The 23,710-nt window shown below is 58.1% G+C and carries 27 protein-coding genes; 26 read left to right on the top strand and 1 reads right to left on the bottom strand.

Annotated features, from left to right (window positions below):
- The first annotated feature begins 5 nt into the window (after window positions 1-5).
- The 26 genes from PSUM_RS22690 to PSUM_RS22565 all read left to right on the top strand — a co-directional run bounded on the left by PSUM_RS22690 (window position 6) and on the right by PSUM_RS22565 (window position 22,859).
- On the top strand, window positions 6-2,057 hold the full coding sequence (locus PSUM_RS22690; protein WP_033045165.1) for an EscV/YscV/HrcV family type III secretion system export apparatus protein: 2,052 nt from the start codon (window positions 6-8) through the stop codon (window positions 2,055-2,057).
- Between the two features lie 11 nt (window positions 2,058-2,068).
- Complete coding sequence (locus PSUM_RS22685; protein ID WP_033045164.1) at window positions 2,069-2,476, top strand: InvB/SpaK family type III secretion system chaperone; 408 nt, start codon at window positions 2,069-2,071, stop codon at window positions 2,474-2,476.
- Window positions 2,473-3,759 (top strand): type III secretion system ATPase SctN, encoded by a 1,287-nt coding sequence (gene sctN, locus PSUM_RS22680; RefSeq protein ID WP_033045163.1) that lies wholly within the window; start codon window positions 2,473-2,475, stop codon window positions 3,757-3,759. The genes PSUM_RS22685 and sctN overlap by 4 nt, the downstream gene beginning before the upstream one ends.
- Window positions 3,756-4,211: a type III secretion protein gene (locus PSUM_RS22675; protein ID WP_033045162.1), complete on the top strand. Its 456-nt coding sequence runs from the start codon at window positions 3,756-3,758 to the stop codon at window positions 4,209-4,211. The genes sctN and PSUM_RS22675 overlap by 4 nt, the downstream gene beginning before the upstream one ends.
- A complete protein-coding gene (locus PSUM_RS22670; protein ID WP_083349582.1) occupies window positions 4,208-5,101 on the top strand; it encodes a SpaN/EivJ family type III secretion system needle length determinant in 894 nt (297 codons plus the stop codon). The genes PSUM_RS22675 and PSUM_RS22670 overlap by 4 nt, the downstream gene beginning before the upstream one ends.
- Window positions 5,098-6,027, top strand: coding sequence for a FliM/FliN family flagellar motor switch protein (locus PSUM_RS22665; RefSeq protein ID WP_083349581.1), 930 nt, complete (start codon window positions 5,098-5,100; stop codon window positions 6,025-6,027). Before PSUM_RS22670 ends, PSUM_RS22665 begins: the two co-directional genes overlap by 4 nt.
- On the top strand, window positions 6,024-6,683 hold the full coding sequence (locus PSUM_RS22660; protein WP_020795891.1) for an EscR/YscR/HrcR family type III secretion system export apparatus protein: 660 nt from the start codon (window positions 6,024-6,026) through the stop codon (window positions 6,681-6,683). Before PSUM_RS22665 ends, PSUM_RS22660 begins: the two co-directional genes overlap by 4 nt.
- 9 nt (window positions 6,684-6,692) lie before the next feature.
- The gene (locus PSUM_RS22655) at window positions 6,693-6,947 is read left to right on the top strand and encodes an EscS/YscS/HrcS family type III secretion system export apparatus protein (RefSeq protein ID WP_020795892.1); all 255 of its coding nucleotides are present in this window, start codon (window positions 6,693-6,695) and stop codon (window positions 6,945-6,947) included.
- Window positions 6,948-6,951: 4 nt separating this feature from the next.
- Window positions 6,952-7,758 (top strand): type III secretion system export apparatus subunit SctT, encoded by an 807-nt coding sequence (gene sctT / locus PSUM_RS22650; protein WP_020795893.1) that lies wholly within the window; start codon window positions 6,952-6,954, stop codon window positions 7,756-7,758.
- Window positions 7,733-8,767, top strand: a complete 1,035-nt coding sequence (locus tag PSUM_RS22645; protein ID WP_020795894.1) for an EscU/YscU/HrcU family type III secretion system export apparatus switch protein — start codon at window positions 7,733-7,735, stop codon at window positions 8,765-8,767. Before sctT ends, PSUM_RS22645 begins: the two co-directional genes overlap by 26 nt.
- A gap of 115 nt (window positions 8,768-8,882) precedes the next feature.
- Entirely contained in the window at window positions 8,883-9,365 is a 483-nt protein-coding gene (gene sicA, locus PSUM_RS22640) for a type III secretion system translocator chaperone SicA (RefSeq protein WP_033045155.1), read from the top strand.
- A 2-nt stretch (window positions 9,366-9,367) separates the two neighbouring features.
- Entirely contained in the window at window positions 9,368-11,131 is a 1,764-nt protein-coding gene (sctE, locus tag PSUM_RS22635) for a type III secretion system translocon subunit SseC family protein (protein ID WP_083349580.1), read from the top strand.
- Window positions 11,132-11,156: 25 nt separating this feature from the next.
- On the top strand, window positions 11,157-12,260 hold the full coding sequence (locus PSUM_RS22630) for an IpaC/SipC family type III secretion system effector (RefSeq protein WP_020795897.1): 1,104 nt from the start codon (window positions 11,157-11,159) through the stop codon (window positions 12,258-12,260).
- A gap of 13 nt (window positions 12,261-12,273) precedes the next feature.
- Window positions 12,274-13,371, top strand: coding sequence for an IpaD/SipD/SspD family type III secretion system needle tip protein (locus PSUM_RS22625; RefSeq protein ID WP_020795898.1), 1,098 nt, complete (start codon window positions 12,274-12,276; stop codon window positions 13,369-13,371).
- Between the two features lie 39 nt (window positions 13,372-13,410).
- On the top strand, window positions 13,411-13,656 hold the full coding sequence (locus PSUM_RS22620; protein WP_093935803.1) for an acyl carrier protein: 246 nt from the start codon (window positions 13,411-13,413) through the stop codon (window positions 13,654-13,656).
- A 127-nt stretch (window positions 13,657-13,783) separates the two neighbouring features.
- Window positions 13,784-15,487 carry a winged helix-turn-helix domain-containing protein gene (locus tag PSUM_RS22615; RefSeq protein ID WP_231989887.1) on the top strand — a complete coding sequence of 568 codons (1,704 nt, stop codon included), beginning with the start codon at window positions 13,784-13,786 and terminating at the stop codon, window positions 15,485-15,487.
- Window positions 15,484-15,936, top strand: a complete 453-nt coding sequence (locus PSUM_RS22610; RefSeq protein ID WP_033040152.1) for a transglycosylase SLT domain-containing protein — start codon at window positions 15,484-15,486, stop codon at window positions 15,934-15,936. The genes PSUM_RS22615 and PSUM_RS22610 overlap by 4 nt, the downstream gene beginning before the upstream one ends.
- 126 nt (window positions 15,937-16,062) lie before the next feature.
- Window positions 16,063-17,235 carry a PrgH/EprH family type III secretion apparatus protein gene (locus PSUM_RS22605; RefSeq protein ID WP_083349578.1) on the top strand — a complete coding sequence of 391 codons (1,173 nt, stop codon included), beginning with the start codon at window positions 16,063-16,065 and terminating at the stop codon, window positions 17,233-17,235.
- Between the two features lie 10 nt (window positions 17,236-17,245).
- Complete coding sequence (sctF, locus tag PSUM_RS22600) at window positions 17,246-17,506, top strand: type III secretion system needle filament subunit SctF (protein ID WP_020795902.1); 261 nt, start codon at window positions 17,246-17,248, stop codon at window positions 17,504-17,506.
- A gap of 60 nt (window positions 17,507-17,566) precedes the next feature.
- Window positions 17,567-17,875, top strand: coding sequence for a type III secretion system inner rod subunit SctI (gene sctI, locus PSUM_RS22595; protein ID WP_020795903.1), 309 nt, complete (start codon window positions 17,567-17,569; stop codon window positions 17,873-17,875).
- Window positions 17,872-18,594, top strand: a complete 723-nt coding sequence (locus PSUM_RS22590) for an EscJ/YscJ/HrcJ family type III secretion inner membrane ring protein (RefSeq protein ID WP_020795904.1) — start codon at window positions 17,872-17,874, stop codon at window positions 18,592-18,594. The genes sctI and PSUM_RS22590 overlap by 4 nt, the downstream gene beginning before the upstream one ends.
- A gap of 37 nt (window positions 18,595-18,631) precedes the next feature.
- The gene (locus PSUM_RS22585) at window positions 18,632-19,150 is read left to right on the top strand and encodes a secretion system protein (RefSeq protein WP_231989886.1); all 519 of its coding nucleotides are present in this window, start codon (window positions 18,632-18,634) and stop codon (window positions 19,148-19,150) included.
- Window positions 19,122-19,841, top strand: coding sequence for an oxygen-regulated invasion protein OrgB (locus tag PSUM_RS22580; RefSeq protein WP_083349576.1), 720 nt, complete (start codon window positions 19,122-19,124; stop codon window positions 19,839-19,841). The genes PSUM_RS22585 and PSUM_RS22580 overlap by 29 nt, the downstream gene beginning before the upstream one ends.
- The gene (locus PSUM_RS22575; RefSeq protein ID WP_083349575.1) at window positions 19,831-20,268 is read left to right on the top strand and encodes a hypothetical protein; all 438 of its coding nucleotides are present in this window, start codon (window positions 19,831-19,833) and stop codon (window positions 20,266-20,268) included. The genes PSUM_RS22580 and PSUM_RS22575 overlap by 11 nt, the downstream gene beginning before the upstream one ends.
- Before the next feature lie 53 nt (window positions 20,269-20,321).
- Complete coding sequence (locus PSUM_RS22570; protein WP_083349574.1) at window positions 20,322-21,716, top strand: hypothetical protein; 1,395 nt, start codon at window positions 20,322-20,324, stop codon at window positions 21,714-21,716.
- 123 nt (window positions 21,717-21,839) lie between these two features.
- A complete protein-coding gene (locus PSUM_RS22565) occupies window positions 21,840-22,859 on the top strand; it encodes a quinone-dependent dihydroorotate dehydrogenase (protein WP_033040162.1) in 1,020 nt (339 codons plus the stop codon).
- 219 nt (window positions 22,860-23,078) lie between these two features.
- Here the strand turns inward: PSUM_RS22565 and rmf are convergent, their stop codons facing one another.
- Complete coding sequence (gene rmf, locus PSUM_RS22560) at window positions 23,079-23,294, bottom strand: ribosome modulation factor (protein ID WP_003223300.1); 216 nt, start codon at window positions 23,292-23,294, stop codon at window positions 23,079-23,081.
- Window positions 23,295-23,710 lie beyond the last annotated feature (416 nt).

The raw sequence follows: 23,710 nt of genomic DNA, 5'->3' as shown, positions 1-23,710 counted from the left end.
CCGCCATGTTCAATGTGTTTTTGCGCAACGTCAGCGCTCGCCCGGAGTTGCTGATCCTGTCGCTGATGGTGATGATCATCGCGATGCTGATCATTCCCCTGCCGACGGTGCTGGTGGATTTTCTCATCGGCCTGAACATCGTGATTTCGCTACTGGTATTCATGGGGTCGTTCTACATCGAACGCATCCTCAGTTTCTCGACCTTTCCGGCGTTGCTGCTGCTGACCACCCTGTTTCGCCTGGCGCTGTCGATCAGCACCAGCCGGCTGATCCTCAGCCAGGCTGATGCGGGGGAGATCATCGCCTCTTTCGGTGAGTTCGTGATCGGTGAAAACCTGGTGGTGGGCTTCGTGATTTTTTCCATCGTCACTATTGTCCAGTTCATCGTGATCACCAAGGGCTCGGAGCGGGTGGCCGAAGTCGCGGCGCGCTTCTCGCTTGACGGCATGCCCGGCAAGCAGATGAGCATCGACGGTGATCTCAAGGCTGGCGCCATAACGGCCGAGGAAGCCAAGGAAAAACGCAGTGTGCTGGAGCGCGAAAGCCAGTTGTACGGCTCGTTCGACGGCGCGATGAAGTTCATCAAGGGCGACGCCATCGCCGGCATCATCATTATCTTCGTCAACTTTATCGGCGGCATGGCCATTGGCGTCGGGCAGATGGGCATGGACCTGTCCACAGCTTTGTCGACCTACACCCTGTTGACCATCGGCGATGGTCTGGTGGCACAGATTCCAGCCTTGCTGATCGCCATCGGCGCGGGCTTCATCGTCACCCGCGTCAACGGCGATGATGCGAATCTGGGGCGTAACATGCTCGCCCAAATGCTGGGGCATCCGTTCGTGCTGGGGGTGACGGCGCTGCTGGCAGTGGGCGTCGGACTGTTGCCCGGTTTTCCGCTGCTGACCTTCCTACCCATCGCCGCGGCCCTGGGACTGCTGGTGTACTTTCGCCGGCGCAAGGCCTCCCGGGGCGAGGGGCAGGGAGACAGTCGGTCAGCGTCGACGCAGGGTGAAGCCTTGCAGACCGGCCCGGGCCTACTCGAGGACATCGATAACGTTGCCACCGAAACCATCCCGCTGATGTTGTTGGTGCCCACCGCGCGCCTCGATGAGTTGACCAGGGCCCGTTGGGCGGCGCGTTTTCGCAGCCAGTTTTTCGTCGATTACGGGCTGCGCATTCCCGAGCCGCAACTGCGCGGCAGCGAAGCCTTGCCGGCCCATCAAGTGGCGGTGCTGATCAACGAAGTGCGCGCGGAGCAATACGATATCCATTTCGATCACTGGCGGTTGCTCGACTACTCGCCGGAACTGGAACCCATGGGCTTTGCCCTGGTGCACGGCAGCGACAGCAATCGCCTGCGCGGGGTGTGGGTCAACGCCACCGACCAGGAACGGGTGCAGCAGTTGGGCTATCACCTGAGGCCGGCGGACGAGGAATGCTACCGCTGCCTGGTCACCTTGCTGGCGCGCAACATCCAGGAGTTTTTCGGCGTGCAGGAAACCAAGCAACTGCTCGACGAAATGGAAACCCGCTGCCCCGATCTCCTCAAGGAAGTCTATCGCCACGTCACGGTGCAGAAGATCGCCGAAGTGCTGCAGCGCCTGATCGGCGAGCGTATTTCCGTGCGTAACATGAAGCTCATTCTTGAGTCCCTGGCCCATTGGGCGTCCCGGGAAAAAGACGTGCTGGTGCTGGTCGAGCACGTTCGTGGCTCGCTGGCCCGCTACATCAGCAACAAGTTTGCCCAGGGTAATGACTTACGGGTGTTGCTGTTGTCGGCTGAATTCGAAGAGGTGGTGCGGCGCGGGATTAGGCAAACCTCGGCCGGCAGTTTCATCAACCTCGAGCCGGCCGAATCCGAAGAGCTGATGGATCGCCTGAGCGTCGCCCTGGACAGTGTGCACATTGCTCAAAAGGACATGGTGCTGCTGTGTTCGGTCGATGTCAGGCGCTACATCAAGAAGCTTATCGAGGGGCGTTGTCGCGAGTTGGACGTGATGTCGTTCGGCGAAGTCAGCGAGACCGTCTCCGTCAATGTGATCAAAACCTTGTGAGGAACCCCGCAATGATGTCAATGGATATAGCCGACCTGTTACGCGAAGCGCTACGTTTTAGTGGCTGCAAGGACAGTCAGATAGGACATTTTGATAGTCACAGCACCATTGAAATGCAGATGAAGAATCTGCCCGATATCAACGTGGCGTTGGTCGATGGCGATGCCTGGATCTGGACGACGGTTGCAGAAGCGAGCCCGGGTGCAATGAGCCGTTGTGCCTTCGATTTGATGCAGTTCTTACTTGAGGGCAATGCTTTTTCCCGCACCGGGCAATTGCACCTTTGCGTGGTTCAGGAACGGCTCGAACTGCGTTTGATGGCGAATGCCCATGCCCTCGGCGACGCTGAGCACTTCGCGCAAGCCCTGGATGCTTTCGTGCAGGCAATCGAAACGCTGTGCGAACTTTTACGTCGATGAACATGCGGTTGGAAAGGCATGCGGCCCATCCTTTGCGCTTGAGCGGACCCTTGATCGAAGCCGCCTTGGGCGATGTGGTAGTTGGCGAGGTCTGCGAAGTACGGCGGCATTGGCGCCTGCCTCAGGTCGTTGCACGGGCGCAGGTCATCGGCTTCAAACCCGACGCTGTTCTGCTCACCTTGCTGGGTGATGCGAAAGGTTTGTCCAGGGAATCGATGATCGTGCCTACGGGCTCGACCCTGCAACTGTCGTGCAGTGATGCCTTGCTCGGCAGCGTAGTCGACCCTCAGGGCACTATCGTCGAGCGTCTGGTACCGTCTACGGCGCTGGCGCAACAGGACTACCCGGTGGATGCCGATCCGCCGTCGTACCAGCAGCGGCGCCCGGTAGACACCCCGTTGCGCACCGGTATTCGGGTCATTGACGGCTTGCTGACCTGCGGTGTCGGCCAACGCATCGGCATTTTCGCCGCCGCCGGCTCCGGCAAAACCACCTTGATCAATATGCTGATCAACCACACCGACGCTGATGTGTTTGTCATCGGTCTGATCGGCGAGCGCGGCCGCGAAGTAACCGAATTCATCGAGCACCTGCGCCAGTCGGAAAAACGCGCGCGCTGCGTGGTGGTGTATGCCACGTCGGATTTTTCCTCGGTGGACCGCTGCAATTCGGCCCTGCAGGCAACCGCCATCGCCGAGTATTTTCGCGACCAGGGGCAACGCGTGGTGTTGCTGCTGGATTCATTGACACGCTACGCCCGGGCGCGTCGCGACCTGGCCCTGGCGGCCGGTGAAGCGCCGGCGCGACGGGGCTATCCGGCCTCAGTGTTCGATGCCTTGCCGCGCCTGCTGGAAAGACCGGGTGTGACCGCTTCCGGCAGCATTACTGCCTGGTACACGGTGTTGTTGGAAAGCGACGACGAGCCGGACCCGATCGCCGAGGAGATTCGTTCGATTCTCGACGGACACATCTACCTCAGCCGAGCATTGGCGGCCAAGGGGCACTACCCGGCAATCGATGTGTTGCGCAGCGTCAGTCGCGTGGCGACGCAAGTCACCCCGCCCCAGGTGCAGCAACTGGCGGCGGCGACCCGGGATACGCTGACGCGGATTGAGCAGCTGCAGGTTTTTCTCGACATGGGTGAGTACAGCCCAGGCGCGGACGCCGGCAACGACCAGGCGCTGCAGCGCCGCGCAGCCCTCGACCAGTGGTTGCGCCAGCCCACGGGTGAATGCTGTGAGCCGGACGAAGCCCTGGGCCAATTACAGGGGCTGATGGCATGAATCCATTAGCCGATCGTCTTCGCCTGTTGGCACTCGGCCAGTTCCGTCGGCAACGCGCTGAACTGCTGATAACGCGTACCCGGCAGCAACTGCAGCCGCTGGTGCAGGAGCGGGCCGCTTTCGACGCACAAAAAGCGGAGCTACACAGTTTGTTGGCCAGCCATCGCGCCAATGACTGTGTGCTTGATCACGGGCAACTGTTGGCGCTGTTGCGAAGGCAGGCGGTCATCCGGCGGCAGATCGATCTGATGCGCTTTGAGCGTGACCGGGTCGATCAGCAGTGCCGGGAGATTGAGCAAGCGTTGCAGGAGCAGCGCGAGCAACTGCGGTTAGCACAGCGCAAGCACGACAAATACGAAGGGGCTGTTCAGCTTCTGTTACGCAGGCAACGGCTGGAACAGGTGCGCCGGGATGAAAGAGAAGTCGAAGAGATGAACGGAGTTTCGCGATGAGCACTGTATCTGTAATTTCACCCTTGCCGGTTCAACCCCTGGAACCCGTCATCGAACGGCCGATGGATGAGTTGCACGACAGGCTGGTATCGGTGCAGGAGGATGAACTGCCCCAAGGTGTCCTGGCGCTGATGGTGCCGTTGATCCTGCGTCATCGGCCTCAGATGGACGCTGGTCGTGCAAGCACTTTGCAGGCGATGGTCACGCTCCCGGAAAAGCTGGCTGCTGAAGTCGACGAAGTACGGCCGCTCACACCGTCGTCTCATCCCCCAGCGCAGTCGCTTTTGAGTAAACCTGTGCAGCCCCGGTTGTTGTCACCTTTGGTTGACGTTGCGCCTGTTGTCGCCAGGGCTGTCGCGTCGGCACCGATAAACCTGGCGACTCCCATCATTGTTGAATCAGGGCCGATCCAACCGGCATCAAACATCGTCGAACCGCTGTCGGTCGAAGTCGCCGCCCGTCCAGGTGCATCCCCGATACCTGAGTTCGAAGGGCAAAGGCCCGAAGCCTTATCGAGCCTCCCCACCGTACGCCATGTGCACATAGCTGCCACACCTGCGGCCTCGGCGCCCGTGATGCCGCCAGTACCTCCTGCCATCGATCCGATCATCGAAACCTTGTCGGTTGCCGACCGGGGCTTGTTTCAGGTTCCGTTCAATAAAGGAGCCGTCAGCGGGCAAGTGACGATCAGCCGCGTGGCCGATGAGCCTGCCCGCAACCTGCAACTCAGCCCGAGCAATGCCCTGGTTTACGAACAACTCAAAGTGTCGCTGGAGCAGGTCCGCGAACCCACGTGGCGCCTGACCAATAGCGAAGACGAACAGCAGCGCCAGGGCTCGCGGCAGCCGCCGGACGACGAGCAGGCCGAAGACGCCGGGCAGGGCGCATGAGCGCACTGAAGTTGCGCCGGATCAACGCCCAGGCACGTGCTGGCGCGCAAGCGATACGACGCTGGCGGAGCGCGAATGTCGTCGCCGGTTCAGGCCATCCGCCAGGGCAATCGGGCTACCTGTGTTTTCGCGCATCAGGTGAGGGCGGGGAATGGCGGGGTTTGATCGACGCCCGCGACTGGTTGCATCAATCACTCCCGGGTTTGCGGTCGTTACTGACAGTCGAGTGCTCGCTGATGAGCATCGCCGAACTGTTCCGCGCGGTGCCGCAACCCTTGCTGCTGGAGGTAGACGACTTGCACTACCAGCAATTATCCGACGTCGATGTGGTGCTTCCCGGGCAATTGCCACCGCAAGAGCTGCCTTGGCTCGACACGCCTCGTGGGCGCTTGTGGTTGACCCGATTGCCATCGGCACGGGCCGCCAGCGCGCCCCTGTACACCGACTCATGGCTGAGCGATTTGCCGCTGTGCCTGGAGCTGATGCTGGGGTCGAGTCACCTCAGACATGGGATACGGCTGAAGGCGGGCGATGTCCTGCGAATTATTCAGCGTTCGCAACGATGCTACCTGGGGCATCTATGCCTCGGCGTTTTCACTTTTACTGAACAGGGGATACACATGCAATTGACCGAGCCCGACGCCCAAGGCTCCGCAGAATCCGCACCGGAGCCCGATGTTGACCTCGGCGCTATGTCGGTGCGTCTGCAGTTCGTGCTCGCGACCCAGGAAATCGACCTGGCCACGCTGTCGCAGTTTATCGGGGGACAACTGATCCCGCTGGCGGACGATGCGACGCGGCACATCGAAGTGCGAGCCAATGGCAAGCCGGTGGCCCGTGGCGAACTGGTGCAACTGGAAGAGCAGTTGGCTGTGGAGTTGCTCGAGGTCTATCGCAACGACTCAATGGACGCAATGCCGCGATGAATGACGTCTCGTTGATTGCGCTGCTGGCGTTCGCTTCACTGCTGCCGTTCCTGGTGGCGGCCGGCACCTGCTACATCAAGTTTTCCATCGTCTTTGTCATCGTGCGCAACGCCTTGGGCTTGCAGCAAGTGCCCTCGAACATGACCCTCAATGCGATTGCCCTGATGCTGGCGATTTTCGTGATGACGCCGGTGATGAAGCAAGGCTATGGCTATTACAAGGAAGAACAGGTGGCTTTTACCGACATCGAGTCGGTGGTGAATTTTGCCGAGAACGGGTTGGGGGGATACAAGGAATACTTGCGCAAATACACCGACCCGGAACTGGCGCTGTTCTTTGAGCGGGCGCAAGCGGTGCAGAGTGAGTCCGACCTCGGTCTGCCCGCCGATGAAGAGCTCACGCCGTCGCTGTTTTCCCTGCTGCCGGCCTACGCATTGAGTGAAATCAAAAGCGCCTTCAAGATCGGCTTTTATTTGTACCTGCCGTTCGTGATCGTCGATCTGGTGATCTCCAGCATTCTGCTGGCACTGGGCATGATGATGATGAGCCCGGTGATCATTTCGGTGCCGATCAAACTGGTGCTGTTTGTGGCACTGGATGGCTGGGCGTTGCTGTCGACCGGGCTGGTCAAGCAATACCTGACCTTGCTGGCGTAGGAGCGGCTCATGAACGATCTGGTCTATGCCGGCAATAAAACCCTGTACCTGATTCTGTTGATGGTGGCGTGGCCGATCATTGTCGCCACGGTGGTCGGCCTGGTGGTGGGTTTGATTCAAACGGTGACGCAACTTCAGGAGCAGACCCTGCCGTTCGGTTTCAAGCTGTTGGCTGTTGCCGCATGCCTGTTCCTGTTGTCGGGCTGGTACGGCGAAACCCTGCTCGATTTCAGCCGTGAAGTCATCCGCCTGGCGTTGGGTTAGCGCGATGTCGGTCACGTTGTTTTTTGACCTGTACGCCTGGTTCGCCGCCGCCATCCTGGGGGTGGCTCGCTTGGCGCCGATTTTTTTCATGTTGCCCTTTCTCAACAGCGGTGTGCTCACGGGGGCGCCACGCCAGGCAGTCATTGTGCTGGTGGCGACGGGGTTCTGGGCCTATGTGGGTGTGCCGTTGCCGGCGCTCGACGGCTTGGCATTCTTCGGCCTGGTGTTGCGTGAGGCCGGCATTGGCGTGCTGCTTGGATGCCTGCTGTGCTGGCCGTTCTGGGTGTTGCACGCCATGGGCAACCTGATCGACAACCAGCGCGGGGCAATGCTCAGCAGCACCGTGGACCCGGCCAATGGCGTCGATACGTCGGAGTTGGCAAATTTTCTCCAGTTGTTCGCCGCAGCGGTCTATCTCGAAGGTGGCGGCATGTTGCTGATGCTTGAAACCGTTGGGCACAGCTACCGCATTTGCGCGCCGGCCAATGGTTGCGAGATACACCTGTCCGCGATTGTTGGCCTGTTGGATGCACTGGTGAGCAAGACCCTGGTAATCAGCGCCCCGGTGGTGGCCACGTTGTTGGTCAGCGAAGCGCTGCTCGGTTTGCTCTCGCGGTATGCGCCGCAAATGAACGCGTTCTCGGTGTCGCTGACGGTCAAGAGCCTGGTGGCGCTGGTGGTGTTGATGTTGTATTTCGGCGTGCACCTGCCGGACGAAGTCCTGCGCATGGGCGGCAAATCCCAAGGGCTGGAACACTATCTGGGCCGTGAAGGGGAGGTCGCCGATGTCGTCCAGCGCCTCGAAGACTGAGAAGCCCACCGCCAAGCGTCTGCGCGACGCCTCACGCAAAGGCCAGACGTTCAAGGCCAAGGATCTGGTGGTCACCTGCCTGACTCTCTGCGGCATCACCTACATGGTGTTCAACAGTTCGCTGGTGGAGGTCATGGAAGTCTATCGACGCATCATTGCCAGTGATTTCGACACGGATATGCAGGCGTACTCGGCGATGCTGGTGCTGGTCGGGCTCAAGGCATTGCTGCCGTTGCTGCTGGTGTGCGTCTTGACCAGTGCACTACCTGCGTTGTTGCAAAGCGGCTTTGCACTGGCCAGCGAGGCCCTGAAGCTCAATCTCGGTGCGCTGAACCCGATCAATGGCTTCAAAAAACTGTTCAGCCTGCGCACCGTCAAGGACACGGTCAAAGCGCTGCTGTACCTGGGCAGCTTTGCCATGGCGCTGTGGATAGTCTGGATCACGCAGCGGCAACTGTTGTTTGCCCAATTGTTCGCCCAGGCCCCGGAGCTGTTCGCGATCTGGGGGCACTTGTTGCTGGTTCTGGTGTTGGCGTTCCTGGGATGCGTGCTGCTGATCGTCGTGCTGGATGCGTTGAGTGAATACTGGTTGTTCATGAAAGATCAAATGATGGACAAGGACGCCGTCAAGCGCGAGCACAAGGAGCAGGATGGTAATCCCGAGATCAAGGGCCGCCGTCGCGATTTGCACAGGGAACTCCTGTCCGAGCAGGTCAAATCCGACGTGCGCAGCTCGCGGATGATCATCGCCAACCCCACCCACATCGCCATCGGGGTGTATTTCCGCCCGGAAATCACCCTGCTGCCGTTCATCTCGCTGATGGAAACCAACCAGCGCGCCCTGGCCGTTCGAGCGTATGCCAAAGAGGTTGGCGTGCCCGTGATCAATGACATCGCACTGGCCCGGCGGATCTTCAAGACCCACCAGCGCTATAGCTTCCTCCAGGTGCAGGAAGTCGAAGAAGTCCTGCGCCTGTTGATCTGGCTCGAGCAAGTCGAGCAGGCCTGATCCCCTTCTTAATCTATCCATCGTTGGCATGAGCGCAATTTGGCAGCGTACCTGCCAGCGCTTTGGCTCAATGCAATCGTCAGCAGCGCTGACGTTTTTTCCAGGAGTGTGGCTGATGAGTCGCAACAACCAACAAGACGAGCAAATCGCTCTGGACATCGTGGATGCCGTGCTGGCGGGTGCGTCGTTAAAGGACGTGCAGGGCATCAGCGATGAGCACATGGACGGTCTCTATGCCTTTGCTTTCCAGTTTTATGAGCAGGGACGGCTGGACGATGCCGAGAAGTTCTTCCACTTCCTGTGCATCTACGACTTACACAATAGCCAGTATTGGCTGGGACTGGCGGCGGTGCACCAGCTCAAGCAAAACCATCAGAAAGCGATCGACCTGTACGCCATCGCCTTTGCCCAGGGCAAGAACGACTACCGCCCGATGTTCTACAGCGGTCAGTGCCAGCTCGCCCTGGGCAAGATTGGCAAGGCCCGATTGTGTTTCGAGTACGTACTCGAGCAGGCCACGGAAGAGGAACTGCGCAAACAGGCCCGGGTGTATCTCGACACCCTGGCTCACATTGAAAAGCATTGTTCGGAGGACTGAACATGAGTGAAATCAGAAGTACATTCAACCCGGCTTATGCCGGAGGGCTCAGCCGTAACGAAGCCTTTGAGATTTACGGCAAAGCCGCCAGCCAGGCGGCCAGAACGGTGGATTTTCAGAAAGCTGGCCAGCAAGCGCTGGCCGGATTGATGTCGGTGAACTACGACAACGAGCACGGTAAATCCACGGCAGCTACGGGGCGTCCACAGTTGCATCTGCCGCAGGCACGCACGAGCGGCAAAGAGTCGGAAGGCGATCTGTTCACGCTGCTGATGGCGATGATCAGCGAGCTGATCGGCGAGGTCGACGTCAACAAGCTGAAACACCGCCTGGCGATGTTGCAGAGCATGGCCGGGGCTAAGCAACAGGGTCATGAAAAACTGGCGGTTGAATATGCTGAGGCCGTCGCGGTACTTGAGGCCGCTGAGGGGACCGTTGGCGGTAGTCAGCAAAACCTGGAGAAGCTGCGCGAGAAAGTCCAGCAGTGTCAGGGCTTGCTGGACGAAAGCGAGGCGCGTCTGACGAAGCTGGACCCTGAATCACCCGAATATGCGAGCGAATTGGCTCTTCGTAATCATCTCAAGGGCGAGCTGGCGAATCATACCCAGGCTTTTGAAAAATCCACCGGTGCCCATCTCAAATTGATCGAAATCGCTAATGCCGCCGTTAAGGTCCTCGCGATCGTGACCGCAAAAGTCCTGGAGGCAGGCGTTGGTGGACCGCAGGTTAAACAATCGGATGAAAAGGCGCTGAGCAGCAGTGCACTGGCACTGTTGAACCGCTTGAAGATCATCGAGCTGCTGGGCGAGTCGGCGCAGAACAAGGAAGAGCTCAGTCAAGAGTTGTTTCTGGAATTGCAGGCCAAACTGCAGGAAAAAATGCAGCTCGAGTCGGACAAGTACCTGGAAGAAGTCCGAAAAGCCGAAGCGTTGCAGAAGACCATGGGCTGTATCGGCAAAATCGTTGGCGCGCTGGTGGCCATCGCCAGCATTGCGGCCGGTGCTCTGACCGGCAACGTGATGCTCATAGCGTTTGGGGTGATCGGGGCTGGGCTCATGATCGCGGACGAGCTGGTCAAGGAATTTACGGGTGTGTCGTTCATGGCGGAAGCGATGAAGCCGCTGATAACGGGAATTCAGGAAGCCATCAGCTTCTTTACCGATCTCTACACCACGGTGCTGGTCGCGGTGGGCGTTGATCCCGAAACGGCGAAGGACATTGCGCAAATCGCCGGCATGATCGCGGGCATCGGCACCACCATTGCAGTCATCGCATTGGCGGCCATCTTGGGTGTTCAGGTGATTGGGCCGATGATCGGCGCGGTCGCGTCAAAACTGGCAACTGTGGTGTCGCAGGCTGCACCTGCGGCGGTGGAGGCCATGAAGCAGATGACCACATCGGCTGCCAACACGGTGACCCAGATGCTGACTCAATTGCGCAGTTTCATCACCAACGGTGCTGATCCTGTAGCCCTGGCACGTTACGCCACCAATGTCGAAATCGCTCGAACCCTTACCGAGTTCGGCGGCGTGGTGCTGGAAAGTGGACTTGGCATTGAAAGCAGCATGCATCAGGCCCAAGCGGCAGAACACCTGACGGACGTGACGGTGCGCATGGCGATCAGCGAATCAATTGCCTCTTACCTCACTCAAGTGGTCGAAGACTACGGCAAGGCCATGCAAGACCGGACCCGACATATCGAACATGTTTTTTCCGATCTGCAACGCAGCCATTCCGTCAGCCTGCAAATGGCTCGGTACATCTGAACCTGCTCATAAAAAGGAATTCGTCATGTCTCAAATAAACGCAACGCCTGTGCGCATGCCAGCGGTCCCGGCGCACGATCCGGTCAACGATGCGGGCCTGAGCGAGTTGGTTGCTCAGGAACAGTTCTCCAAAGAACTTAATGGAAAAAGGCTTTTACAGCCGGCCCTGTCAGACGGGAGCGTTGCAAAGCAAATACTCCAGAGCAGTAACTCGGCTTTTCCTACGGCGCAGGAGCTTGAGAACGCGATCGATGCCTATCAACCCACCGAATCCGACTGGCAAGACTTCACTGCGGCCCGGTTGATGGTCAGCGATGAAGTGCGTAACGATCTGATCTTCGATCCGGGGGCCTGGGAAAAACACGCCAACGTGCTGATCGCCGCGATCATCGCGGTCAACATTGCGCGGGTCGCCAACGCAGCACTGCGCGGGCATTTCAGTGTGATGCAGGCCGAGGCCAGCAAACTCCAGGGCGAGGCCATCATGGAATCCGGCAGGGCGGCGATCTACAGCGCCGTCACGGCAGCGGTGGTCTCCGGTGTAATCGCCGGCTTTGCCATGGTCAAGACCTTTCAAGGGCTTGCGCAAAAACATACTGATATCAGCCTGCATAAACGCAACGCCCTGGACGCTGGCAACATCGAACGTGACCTTACACGTGATCGCAACCGCACTGACTGGAACCCGGAAACGACCTACAAGGTAACGGTGTTCGATGATTCCCGCCGGATGAAACCAGTGGATTTCAAACCCGAGGGCTCGACCCTTACACCCAAGGAGCAGCAATGGTTCAACGAGGAAATTTCCAAGGCACAGAAGGTTGGCCAATCGTCGGACTGGCTCAGCCAGATGAGCAGCAAAGGCATTGAAAGGAAACTCGAAATCGGTCGAGCGCTTAACTCGATATCGACGGTCATGAGTCAGCTTGTCTCCACCATAGTTCGCATGGCCGAGCATGCGGCGCGGCAGGAACAGGTATTGCAAGAAAATGTGCAAAGCACACAAAAGAGCTTGAGCGATGAAGTCGGGGCAAAAGACTCGGCCGATGCGGCGCTCTTGCAAAAACTCATGGACATAGTGATGCAGTTATTTCAATCGCGGATTGAAGTCATTGGCAGAATGGCTTGAGTAGGGAAATACAATGATAATTTCCAATTACACACTGCAAGCCGTTAAATCGTCGGTCAATTTAAACGTTGTTACCGACGCACCTTTACCACCCGAAATTCCTTTCGAGAATCAATCCGCTTCTTCCGTCGGGCAATTGCTGGATCGTTCGGCAAAGGAATTGAGTCGCAACCTTGGAACCATGCTCAAGCTCCAATCGGGCGCTGAAAGAATGGTCGAGAAACTGTTAGCGGGCGCAGCGGAGCAAACCCTCATTGCAGAGCTTGGTGATCTGGTTCAGGCCAAAGCCGAGCGCAGGCAAATGTGGGCGCAGCAGTTGCGCCAGTGTGGCGCGGTGATGACGCATTGCCAAGAAACCCTGCCGCCGGAACAGCGCCAATGCCTGGACGTTGCTCAGGAGCATATTCAGCTCGATCTGCAAGAAAGGTTCTCGCCGCCGACGGAAGTAGCCGAAGCGTTCGAACAGAGCATCAGTTCATCGAATGATTTCTTTGACAAACTGCTGGAGTTGATCAACCTGATCAAAAACGGCTATCTGGCCGGCTATGAACATATCATTGCGGCTTACTCGGAATTCTTTAAAGACTTCAACGAAGAGGTAAGCGCAAAGTTAAAGGACTGGATCAAAGGCGCGAACGAAGGTAAGGAGGTCGATTTAAATGCGGGCAATATCAGGCATGCGTTGAATGCGCTGATTAAAAAATACTCACCCCCAAACGCTGCGGCAGTATTGTTTCCCGCTCCAGGCATGTTTCCCCCTCCAGGCGCTTCCAGGGAGGAAGCGGAAAAATGGCTCAAGGCGTTAGGCCTGCCTGCCACCAGCCTTCGCAATAACGGGAACGGTACGTTCAGTGTGGTCATGGACCTCGGACCGTTGACGACGATGATGAACGGTTTACCGCCCAATGTTTATTGGATTACTTGGGATAACGCGAAATTCCAGTACTGGCAAACCGGCTTCAATGCCCAGGAAGAACGCATGAAGAACACACTGCAATCATTCACCCAGAAATATTCAAACGCCAACTCCTATCACGATAACTTCAATAAGACCTTGTCTGCACATCTGAATCAGTACGCAGATATGTTGAAGGCTATGTTGAATTTTTGAAGCGAAGCTGCCGCACCGAATTTTTTGTTGGAGGTAATAATGCCGGGTTTTATGAATGATGATCTTGAACGTCAGGTTATACAGATGCTGTCGGGTTATCTACAGGTTGATCGACGGACGATCAAGGCGGACTCACGACTGGTGGAAGATTTGTGTGTTGATTCCCTGGGTGTTGTAGAAATTGTTATGTCTGTCAATGAGGCGTTTGGTGTCGATCTACCGGCTGCTGCTGTGAAGGAGTGGCGGACGGTTGGTGACATTTGTCGTTTGGTGAGGGGGGCATGATTTTTAAAGAGAGCTTACAGTTATTGTCGTAATTTCCTACGCCATGGAGGTGATAGTCCTACGGAATCCTCCTGCTCAATTTCCTATAGTCAAGCGCTTGTCATCTTGAGCCTGATCACTCACAGGCTTGATTGCGCTTGAGCAACTTTCTATAGAGAAATTTCAAAGTATGGACATTGCAACTGATCTATCGCCGGTCAAGTCATTCGTTTTTGACCACTGGCTATTGCAAAGCGATGGAACGCTGATGCGAGATGGAGAGGGGGTTCACGTCCCACCCAAAGAGTTAAACGTACTGCGCCTGCTATTGAAGTCAGCGGGGACGGTGGTCAGCAAGGATTATTTGCTGGATCACGTATGGCCCGAAATGGATGCCGCCGAAGAATCGTTGACCCGCTGCATTTATGCATTGCGCAAGCTGCTCAGGGAAAACAAGGATTTCATTACGACCGTGTACGGCCATGGTTATCGATTTACCTGTGCGGTTGTTGAACTCGACACAACGGGTCAGGCGAGTACCGTGGCGCCTTCGCTGGCTGTTCTGCCGTTTCGCAATCAGGGGGAGACAGCAGCGCTGGATCTGCAGGATCTGATGATCCGTCAGTTGACTTTGGCGTTCGGTGAGGTGTTGCGCGTCATTCCCTCGGGATTGATGGCGGCCTATGCTCAACCGGTCGATGTGCGGTCGCTGGTCGGGCAGTTGTCCGCGGACTTCTGCTTGAGCGGGCGCTGTAGCGGCTCGGCCGATCAGCAACAATGGTCGGTCGAGTTGATCCGTGGCCGCGATCACGCTCTGCTGCATGGTCAGACACTGGATGCAAGTGATCTCGGGGCGTCGCTTGGGGCACTGACGTGTGTGGTTGCGCAGCGTATTCCGGGCTTGCATATTGTTGGTGATGCGTGCGCGTCCTACCCGGCCGCGGTGGCGTACCTGCGTGGTTTGTGCAGCGTGCAGCAGCACACTCCGCAAAGTCTGCGCGATGCGCTGGTACAGTTTCGCCAGTGCCTGAAGCTCGATGGCGGGCACACACTGTCCTGGTACGGTTTGGCGGATGCATGGCTGGGGCAGGCAATGATCGGATTGTGTGATCAGGGCCGGGCAATCGATGAGGCACAATCGGCGATTTCCAGTGCCTTGGCATTGGACCCAGGCAACATCCCTGCATTGGCCCGCCAGGCTTTGCTCACCAGTCTGCGAGGCTGCGAGCACGCGGCCCAGGTGCTTTTCCGACGCTGTTTGCTGACTGCCGATCAGGCTGACGTTCATTACTTTCATGCCTGGCATCACTGGTTCTGGCGGCGCAACGAGCAGGCCGCGCTAAGCATCGACAACGCTCTGCGGCATGATCCTGATTGCGTAAGGACGCAGGTCTTGCGTATGCGCATTGCGCTTGCCGCAAGTCCCGAGTCGGCCTTGCTGATGGCTCGTCGAGCCCTGCAACAAGGCGCGTCGGGCAATTCTTTGCTGGTGATTCTCTATGCCGTGGTATTGGCTTATTTTGACCAGCACGCGGCAGCCTGGGACGAGCTCGAACAAGCCGGGCTTTGCGAAAGCGCAATCGGTGAACAGGGACTGGCCGCCTGGAATGTGCTGTTCGGCGTCAATCCATTCAATGCCCGCGACCTGTATGCGAACTGGCGGACTCTGGCCAGACTGCGATCCCTTGATGGCATTGCGTCGTCACGTTGGTCCGGACTGTCAGGTGGTCCGGTGGCTGAGCCGCTCTGGAGTTCTTTGCAACGATCGCCTCATGTGCCCTATCAGGCCTTGACCCAGGAACATCCTGTTCGCAAGCGACCGACGCTGGTCAGCGAGCGGCGCTTGGCATGATACCGCGCAGAATCAAGTGGCTAACGGTGCTGGTGTGCCTTGGCGCGGGCCAGGCGCAAGCCTGGTGCTGGAGTCAGGCGGGGGCGCGACATGCGATTGAACCCGAACTGCTTCGAGCGATTGCCGATGTCGAGTCGGGACAGAATCCGAACGCAATGAACTACAACAAGGACGGTTCTCGAGACATCGGGTTAATGCAGATCAACAGCCATCATTTACCCCGTTTGAGCACCCAGGGCATCACTGAGCAGCGCCTGCTGGCTGATCCTTGCCTGTCAGTTGAAGTCGGTGCGTCGGTGCTTGCCGATTTTATCGCGCGTTATGGCTACAACTGGACGGCAGTGGGTGCGTATAACGCCGGCAATTCTGCGCATCGGCAAGCTGAGCGCCTGCGCTATGCGCGCAAGGTCTGGCAGCGTTATCAGGTGTTTTCCCTGGCTCGACAATGAGGGTGTCATGAGCGCTGGCGCCAGATTCTGATGCTCTGCAGGGCACAATCAGCAGAATTCGATCATGAAGCCTGCAGCCAGCCTTTCTACCATGCCCGTTCATTTCATAGCCCTGGAGCTTGAACGGTGACAGTTCTGACGGCACCTGACCCACAACCTTGCGTTCTACGGATACTCAATGGCGCGCTGCAAGGTTGCGAATTCCCCCTCGGCGCAGGCACAACCCTGTTCGTGGTAGGGACTGTGGATCTACTAGGAGAAGGGGGACTGATTGCCAGTGTCCCAGCGGATGCCATCTTCGTTCCCCTGGAGTCGGGGGGATGCAACTTTGAGGTATTGGCCGGTCAAGTCACGCCGCAAGGCCTGCCGCTGCGGGTGCTCGATGAGTCAACGGAAATACGCCACTGTGCTTTCCAGACCAGGGTGCAGATCGGCAGCCTGCAAATCGCCGTGCGACCTGAAGACCAGCCCTGGGCACCCGAACTTCTCGGGCTGCAACCTGACGCTACCTTTGACGCCGTGGCTGTCGCGTGGTGGCGTGCCCGTTGGTCTGGATGGCTCGCCAGCGGATTGGCGCTGGCTGCCCTGGTCACCGTGGTCGGCATCTGGTCGATGCCTGGACCCACACCTGAAACCGATGTTCGCGCGTTGATCATTGGAGCCAGTGACGAGGCCAAGGTGTTGAGCGGTCGTGACAATGCGATCTATGTGTTCGTGACTTCCGAACGGGATGCCGGCTGGAGTCGCCAAGTGCTGGTGCGCCACAACACACTGAGCGGCAAAGTGCTGGTGATGGATCAGGAGCGTCGTCGGCTCGAGCAACTGCTGGTCGACCATGATCCGCAACTGGCCTGGCACTCCATAGACCTGAAGGATCCTTCGGTACCGCGCCTGTTGCTGAGTGCACAACGCAATCTGCTCACCCCTCTAAAGCAGGCAAAACTGCTCGATGTACTGCTCTCGGCCGCGCCTTATGCCCAGGACATAACGGTGCAAATGCAGGAGGACAAGCAGCTCGTCGATCTGGCGCAAGAGGGTTTGCAGCGGCTGTCGCTGGCCTACAGCCGCATTGAGCACGAGGACAGTGTCACGTTTGCCGTTGCAGGCAATTTGCAGGATTCCGAACTGGCGAACGCCCGCCGGTACATCGACAGCTTTTACCGGCAGTGGGGTGATCGCTACGTGCACTTCACCGTCGAGCTCAAGGACGACTTGCTCGGGGGCAAGTCGTTCCAGACCGGCCCGCAGGGCTACATCAAGATGACTTCGTCATCATGGCATTTTCCTACACAACGCTAAAAGGTGATTCATGGCCGACATTGCTATCCCCATCGACTTTTCCGATGACTTTCTCGGGCGTCAGGCCGAGGCATTCGAAAACGGCGCCGCCTCCCTCAAAACTGCGCTGGACAAAGCGCTGCTTGACTTGAAGAACGATGCATCGGACCCGGGTCTGCTGGCGGCTTATCAGGCCGCGTTTTCGTCCTACACGGTGTTTCGAAACGCTCAGACCAACACGATCAAGGGCTTCAAGGATATCGACATGGCGATCATCCAGGCCGCTCGCTGACTCTTCTTTTTTTGACCGGCCATCGGTACGTGACGATGGCCATTTTCATGAGTACATCGCATGGCTATTCAAAACATTTCTCTGTCTGGTATTGACCGGGCAGTCTTTACGGAACTGCGCGGCCCACACGAAGGCCCGATCGTATCCCTTGAGTCCCGATTGATCGAAGCATTTGCCGGTTCCGCGGTCAGTAGCGAGCAGGACGTTTCAGCCATCAATCAGATGATGCAAAGCCCGAATATCACCAGTCCCGAAGTATTGGCCCAGTTGCAGGAATTGACTGGGCAATACAACGTGGACATCAACCTGCTCAACGTACTGGTCCGCAAAGCGGTAGGTACTGCCGAAACCCTGTTGCGTGCGTCATGAAGCCAGGCATTTTGCTGATGCTGTTGTGCCTGGCGCTGTCGGGGTGTCGCCAACCCGATCTGCTTGAAGGGCTGGATCAGCAGCAGGCCAATGAAGTGCTGTCGGTGCTGCTGCGCAACAATATAGCGGCGGTGAAAGTCGATGCCGGCAAAACTGGTTACGCGGTGAAGATCAATCAGGTCGATTTTTCCGCGGCGGTTGATTTGCTCAACCTCTATTCCTTGCCTTCGCGGCCGCGCCTGCAAGTGGCAGAGATGTTTCCTGCCGACACGTTGGTGGCCTCGCCCCGCGCTGAAAAAGCCCGGCTTTATTCGGCGTTGGAGCAGCGAATCGAACAGTCGCTGGGTGTGCTCGAAGGCGTGGTTTCGGCGCGAGTGCATGTCAGTTACGACCTGGAGGCCGGCGAAGGCGGGCGCAAGACGCCGCCTGTCCACCTCTCGGCAGTGGCGATCCATGAACTCGACGTCGACCCGCAATTGCTGATCACCGACATCAAGCGGTTTCTCAAGAACAGTTTTGCGTCGGTCGAGTACGAGAACATCTCGGTGGTACTGTCCAGGCGCTCGCCGACCCAGCATATCGCGCCGTCCGTGGCCGCCACGCAAGGGGATTCGCACTGGACGTGGTTGTTGTCCGCGTTGACCGGATTGCTGTTGGCCAGTGGCGCAGCCTGGGCTTACCGCCAATCAAGCGCAGGACAGCGTAATGTCGCACGTTGAGTCTTTATCGCAGATTCTCGCCGAGCCCCTGAGTTACTTGCATCCGCAGCGCCTGCGTTTGCCAGAGGAATTTACCTGGCCTGAAGCACGAAGTCTGCTCAATCGAATACTGCTCGAAGGGCTTGAAAAACAGGGGGCATCACCTGCGACGCCGCCGCTGACGGCGGTGGCGCAGCAATGGGTTCGCCATTGGCGACAGTTACCTTATATCGCAAGGCTGATGGGCGCTCATCGCTTGATGCCCGATCTGGCGCGAGGCGCGACGTTGCTTCGCCTGCCATTGCCCCTGCGTCGGTTCGCCGGTTACAGCCTGGGTGTTCGATGCGCCCTGACGATCGGGAACTCGCCTGTTTCGATGGAGCAGGTCGACGCCGCCGGCCTCAATGCGTTATGGAGTTGGTGCGAGCAGGTACCGCCAGCTTTGCTCGAACGCCTTCCCCTGCAATTTTCCGAGCCGGTTGTTCGCCTGCACAGGCAATGGCCAGTCACGCAACCCGATACAGCGCTTTTCTTTTTGGCGGTGCAGCATGCTCGACTCTATCCGAACCCTGACTGACCTTCCCGCGGCGAGCGATGCGCTTGTATCCCGCGAAGACATCGCCGCCGCGCGTCGACGTCGAGCGTTGCAGCAACAGGCCCAGCGCTGGGCCCGTGATTGTGTAGAGCAGGCTCGGCGTGACGCCGAAGCGGTTCACGCCCATGCCTTTTCGCAAGGCTACGCCGACGGCATCTTGCGCGTCATCGAGCATCTGGCTGACAGCTTGCTGGGAGCGCAGGCGTTGGGGCAGCAATTGCGCAGCGACCTTGCGCAGTCCGCTCGTGATTTGCTCGCAGACGCGTTGCACCGTCCCGAATGGCTGGACGAAATGTTCGAGCGTTGGCTAACGGCACAACCGGCCGGCTCGGGCGCAGTGTTGCAAGTGCTGCTGCCGATGCATTGTCGGCCCCAGGGCAACGAACTTCGCGAGCGCCTGAGCCGGCTCTGGTCCGGCGAACTGGTCCTCGACTATCACCCGCAAGAGCGTTATGTGGCGCGGCTTGCGGATCAATTGTTCGAATTCGATCTTGAAACGACGAGGCAACGTCTGGAACCGCGCTTGCTCGCGCGCGTGGCGAACCTGCCGGAGTCGGTTCGCACGCTGGACCGGGCCTCCATGCAGGCGCTCACGGATCTGTATTCGACCTTTGCCGAGCGCTCGGCCGATGCCACGCAAACTGCCCCTACCGAGGTCCCCCATGAAGATTGAAAGCGGTTTGAGTCTGCGCACGACTGAGAGCGGGGGGCGCGCAGCGGTCGAGTCCCTTGAGTCGCATATACGTGCAGCCAACCGGAACATGCCTGAAAACAAGCGTCCGGACCCCGAATTCGAGCGCCTGTATGAGTTGCTGTCAGCCATGGAGGGGCAGGGAGAAAAGGTCATCCATGCGTTTCTCCGTTCACTTCGAGGCGCAGATGGCAAATCACCAGCGTACCCCACTGCCAATGCGTTGATGGCAGTTACGCAGCAGGTGCTGGTTCGATTGAAGGACGACGGGCTGGAAGAGTCGCTGCTTTATGAGGAAATCGAAGGCGCCAACGGCCTTGCATTCAGCATGGACGTCTTCGTCAAGGGCTTCATGCGTGAGGTGTTTCAACCGATGGAGGATGAAGCTTGGGAGAAGAGTGAGTGGTGAGGTGAAAGGAGCAATCCTGAGAGAACTTTTGTTGTTTAAAAAAGGATACGACGATGGCTTTACCTATCGCGGGAAATTTCGGAAGAGTAATTACGCTACCTGGACCTTTGACTGAACCCTCAACTGCGGCCAGTCGCAGTTCGGACTTGATGTTGAGCTCATCAAGACTTGAAGGATCGTCGGCTTTTCATCTGGCTATGCTGGGAACACCCAGGCAAGTCGCAGTGGCCATGGAAAGCATGGACCGTCGTGTAGCGTTTCAGGTAGAGGAGAGCTATAGGCAATTAGGCGAGACAGACCGAACTGTAGTGGGACGGGTGAGCGACTTCATTGACCATGGAGGCTTACCTGAAGAGTTGGTCAATGAAGACTTTTTTGCTCGGGCCACCGAGTTAAATCGAGCGGATAACGAACAAACCCGCGAAAGTCGAATGCGCACGGTGCTTGAAGCCGGTCTGGAGTTGTTGGGGAAAGCCGGGGAGCCCGCCCGCAATTTATTGAACATCACGGCGCGTACAGGCCTGGTCGTCGCGCTGACCACGGTATTGCGCCAGATCGTCGGTTATTACGTGGAAAAAGCTATCCGGGAGGGTGATTCACCCGAGGCATCTCGCGCATGGGAGGTGGCTGCTATAACGATGATTGGACCCGCGATGAGTCTGATGGGCGCCATCCGCGACGAGTGCGCGGGCACGGCCAGTCTTCAGTCACGACTGGGGCGCGTTTGCATGGCCAGCATTACGATGGGCGCACTGATTGCCGCGCACGTGACCGGTGCTTCGAACACCATACTTTCGAGCATCATTAATACCAATATATATACGGTGGCTCGAGATCTGAGCAACGCCTTCTTCCCTTTGCAGGACAACGCAGGCGCAGCCAGTGCCGGAGCTACCGGGGTAACCACGGTAGCTTATGGAACATTGCAATATTTGCTGGCTGAATTGGGAGCCTTGATGCCGCTGAGCGGTCCGGGTCGATACGCGGCCGACCTTGGCTACAGCCTGTGCGCGGATTTCTTCCAGGCTGCAATGAATGCCCTGGGCGCGGTCTTTGACGATTTCATCTTTATCCTGTGCAGAAGCTGGCCCTTGCTGTCTCCTTCGGCTGGACTGGATTCAGTGTTGTCCGACCCGGAGTCACTGCAGCAAAGTGTGCTGCAAGTACGGGCCGGGGCACGTCTGCCCTCACGGGAGCAACTGACTGATACGCTGTTGAATGTCAACGCGTCCCGAACTTCGGCATTTCAGGCCCTCAATCTTGCAGTATCCGCGGCGGCCGTCGAGTTGGCTTTGACTGATATGGGTGAGGAGACTCAAGGCCATGTTGTGAATGTCTGTGTAATGCTTATGCTGATGCTCATCTACTTTCCATTTATCTGGAGTTGTTCCCAGCGTACTGACAATCAATGGTCGCCAGAGCAATTGCGCGAGAATCCTGCGCCGTAAAGGCTTTGCGTGGTGTCGTCAAGAATGTGGAGTGGGGCAGGTCTAGCACAGGTCCTCGCCTGTCCCCCTCCACCCGGCTATAATCGCCGGCTCAATTCGCCGCCAATCGAGTCAAACCCGCCCATGTACACCCTGGCCCGTCAGCTGTTGTTCAAACTTTCCCCGGAAACCTCCCACGATCTGTCCCTGGACCTGATCGGTGCGGGCGGGCGCCTGGGGCTCAACGGTTTGCTGTGCAAGGCCCCGGCAAAACTGCCGGTGAATGTCATGGGCCTGGACTTCCCGAACCCGGTAGGCCTGGCCGCTGGCCTGGACAAGAATGGCGCGGCCATCGACGGCTTTGCACAACTGGGTTTTGGCTTTGTCGAAATCGGCACCATTACCCCGCGCCCACAACCGGGCAACCCCAAACCCCGGTTGTTCCGTTTGCCGGAGGCCGAGGCGATCATCAACCGCATGGGCTTCAACAACCTCGGTGTCGATCACTTGCTGGCCCGCGTGGCGGCCGCCAAGTACAAGGGTGTGCTAGGCATCAATATCGGCAAGAACTTCGACACCCCGGTAGAGCGCGCGGTCGACGACTACCTGATCTGCCTGGACAAGGTCTATGCCCATGCCAGCTACGTGACGGTCAACGTCAGCTCGCCCAACACCCCGGGCCTGCGCAGCCTGCAATTTGGTGACTCGCTCAAGCAGCTGCTGGCAGACCTCGCCGCGCGCCGGGCGGAACTGGCGCTGCGTCATGGCCGGCACGTTCCTCTGGCGATCAAGATCGCACCGGACATGACCGACGAAGAAACCGCGCAGGTCGCACAGGCGTTGATCGAAACCGGGATGGACGCGGTCATCGCCACCAACACCACCTTGAGCCGCGTGGGTGTCGAAGGCATGGAACATGGGGACGAGGCGGGCGGCCTGTCCGGCGCGCCGGTGCGTGACAAGAGCACGCACACCGTGAAGGTGCTGGCCTCGGAGCTGGGCGGTCGCTTGCCGATCATCGCGGCGGGCGGCATCACCGAAGGCAGGCACGCAGCGGAAAAAATCAGCGCGGGTGCGAGCCTGGTGCAGATCTACTCGGGCTTTATCTACAAAGGCCCGGCACTCATCCGCGAGTCGGTAGACGCGATCGCAGCCCTCAGGTAACCCGCCCCCGTTAATGATAACGCTGGAAACCTGACACCCCGCGGCGCTCTCAGGTTTATCGCGAGCATGCTCGCTCCTACAGGTATTGGGTTGGCCATGAAACAGGCATAAAAAAGGGCCCCTTCAAAGGAGCCCCTGGGCCGTAGCCCGCCGTCCGGATGGGACGTGCGTGGTTAATTCACTACATATCAGATTGTATGTCGGAGTGTGTGCCCTGTGTTAGCCGACGGCGTGAAGTTCGTTGAGTCTGTGGATTCCCGCAGTGCCGGTCATACCGTCCCAGTTGTCGCCGCGTCCTTCGCGCCAGCCGTTAATCCAGGCTTGGCGTACCGACGGTAGAGTAAATGGGCAAAGCTCACGGGATTTGCCACCAACGCCATATTGATATCCGCGCAAAAATGCTCTTTCCAACGGATCACGCTTAAGTCTTCTCATAGGGTGTTGCCCTCACTTGTTGACTGTATTCATCGCGTAGACCTCAATCGAGGTCTGGCAGAAAAACTCTGCCGTTGGGGCTCGTTGCCGGCGTGACGAGCCAAGGTGTTGGCGTCATTGCGGCGCCAACCTGTATTGAGTTCTAACCAATGCGTCACATCGAGGGAATGATCGTTTTGTCATAAGGACGTAACCGTTAATGTGCTATGGCACTAAGTAACATGATGTTTGTGGCGTATTTCTTGACCAAACCCCGGTATGATCGGCCCTGCGTTGGATGATCAGGTTAATCCTTTGCTGAGAATGCCTCCCGTTGGCGGGGTGGACTATTCGACGAAGGGTCAACTTATGTCATTTTATTGCATCAACTTTTTTATCTGTCCTTGCATCTAAGCTCATTTAACCCGGGCAGCAAG

This window comes from Pseudomonas umsongensis (assembly GCF_002236105.1).
GTDB lineage: Bacteria > Pseudomonadota > Gammaproteobacteria > Pseudomonadales > Pseudomonadaceae > Aquipseudomonas > Aquipseudomonas umsongensis.
This window is presented reverse-complemented; position numbering and strand designations above follow the sequence as displayed.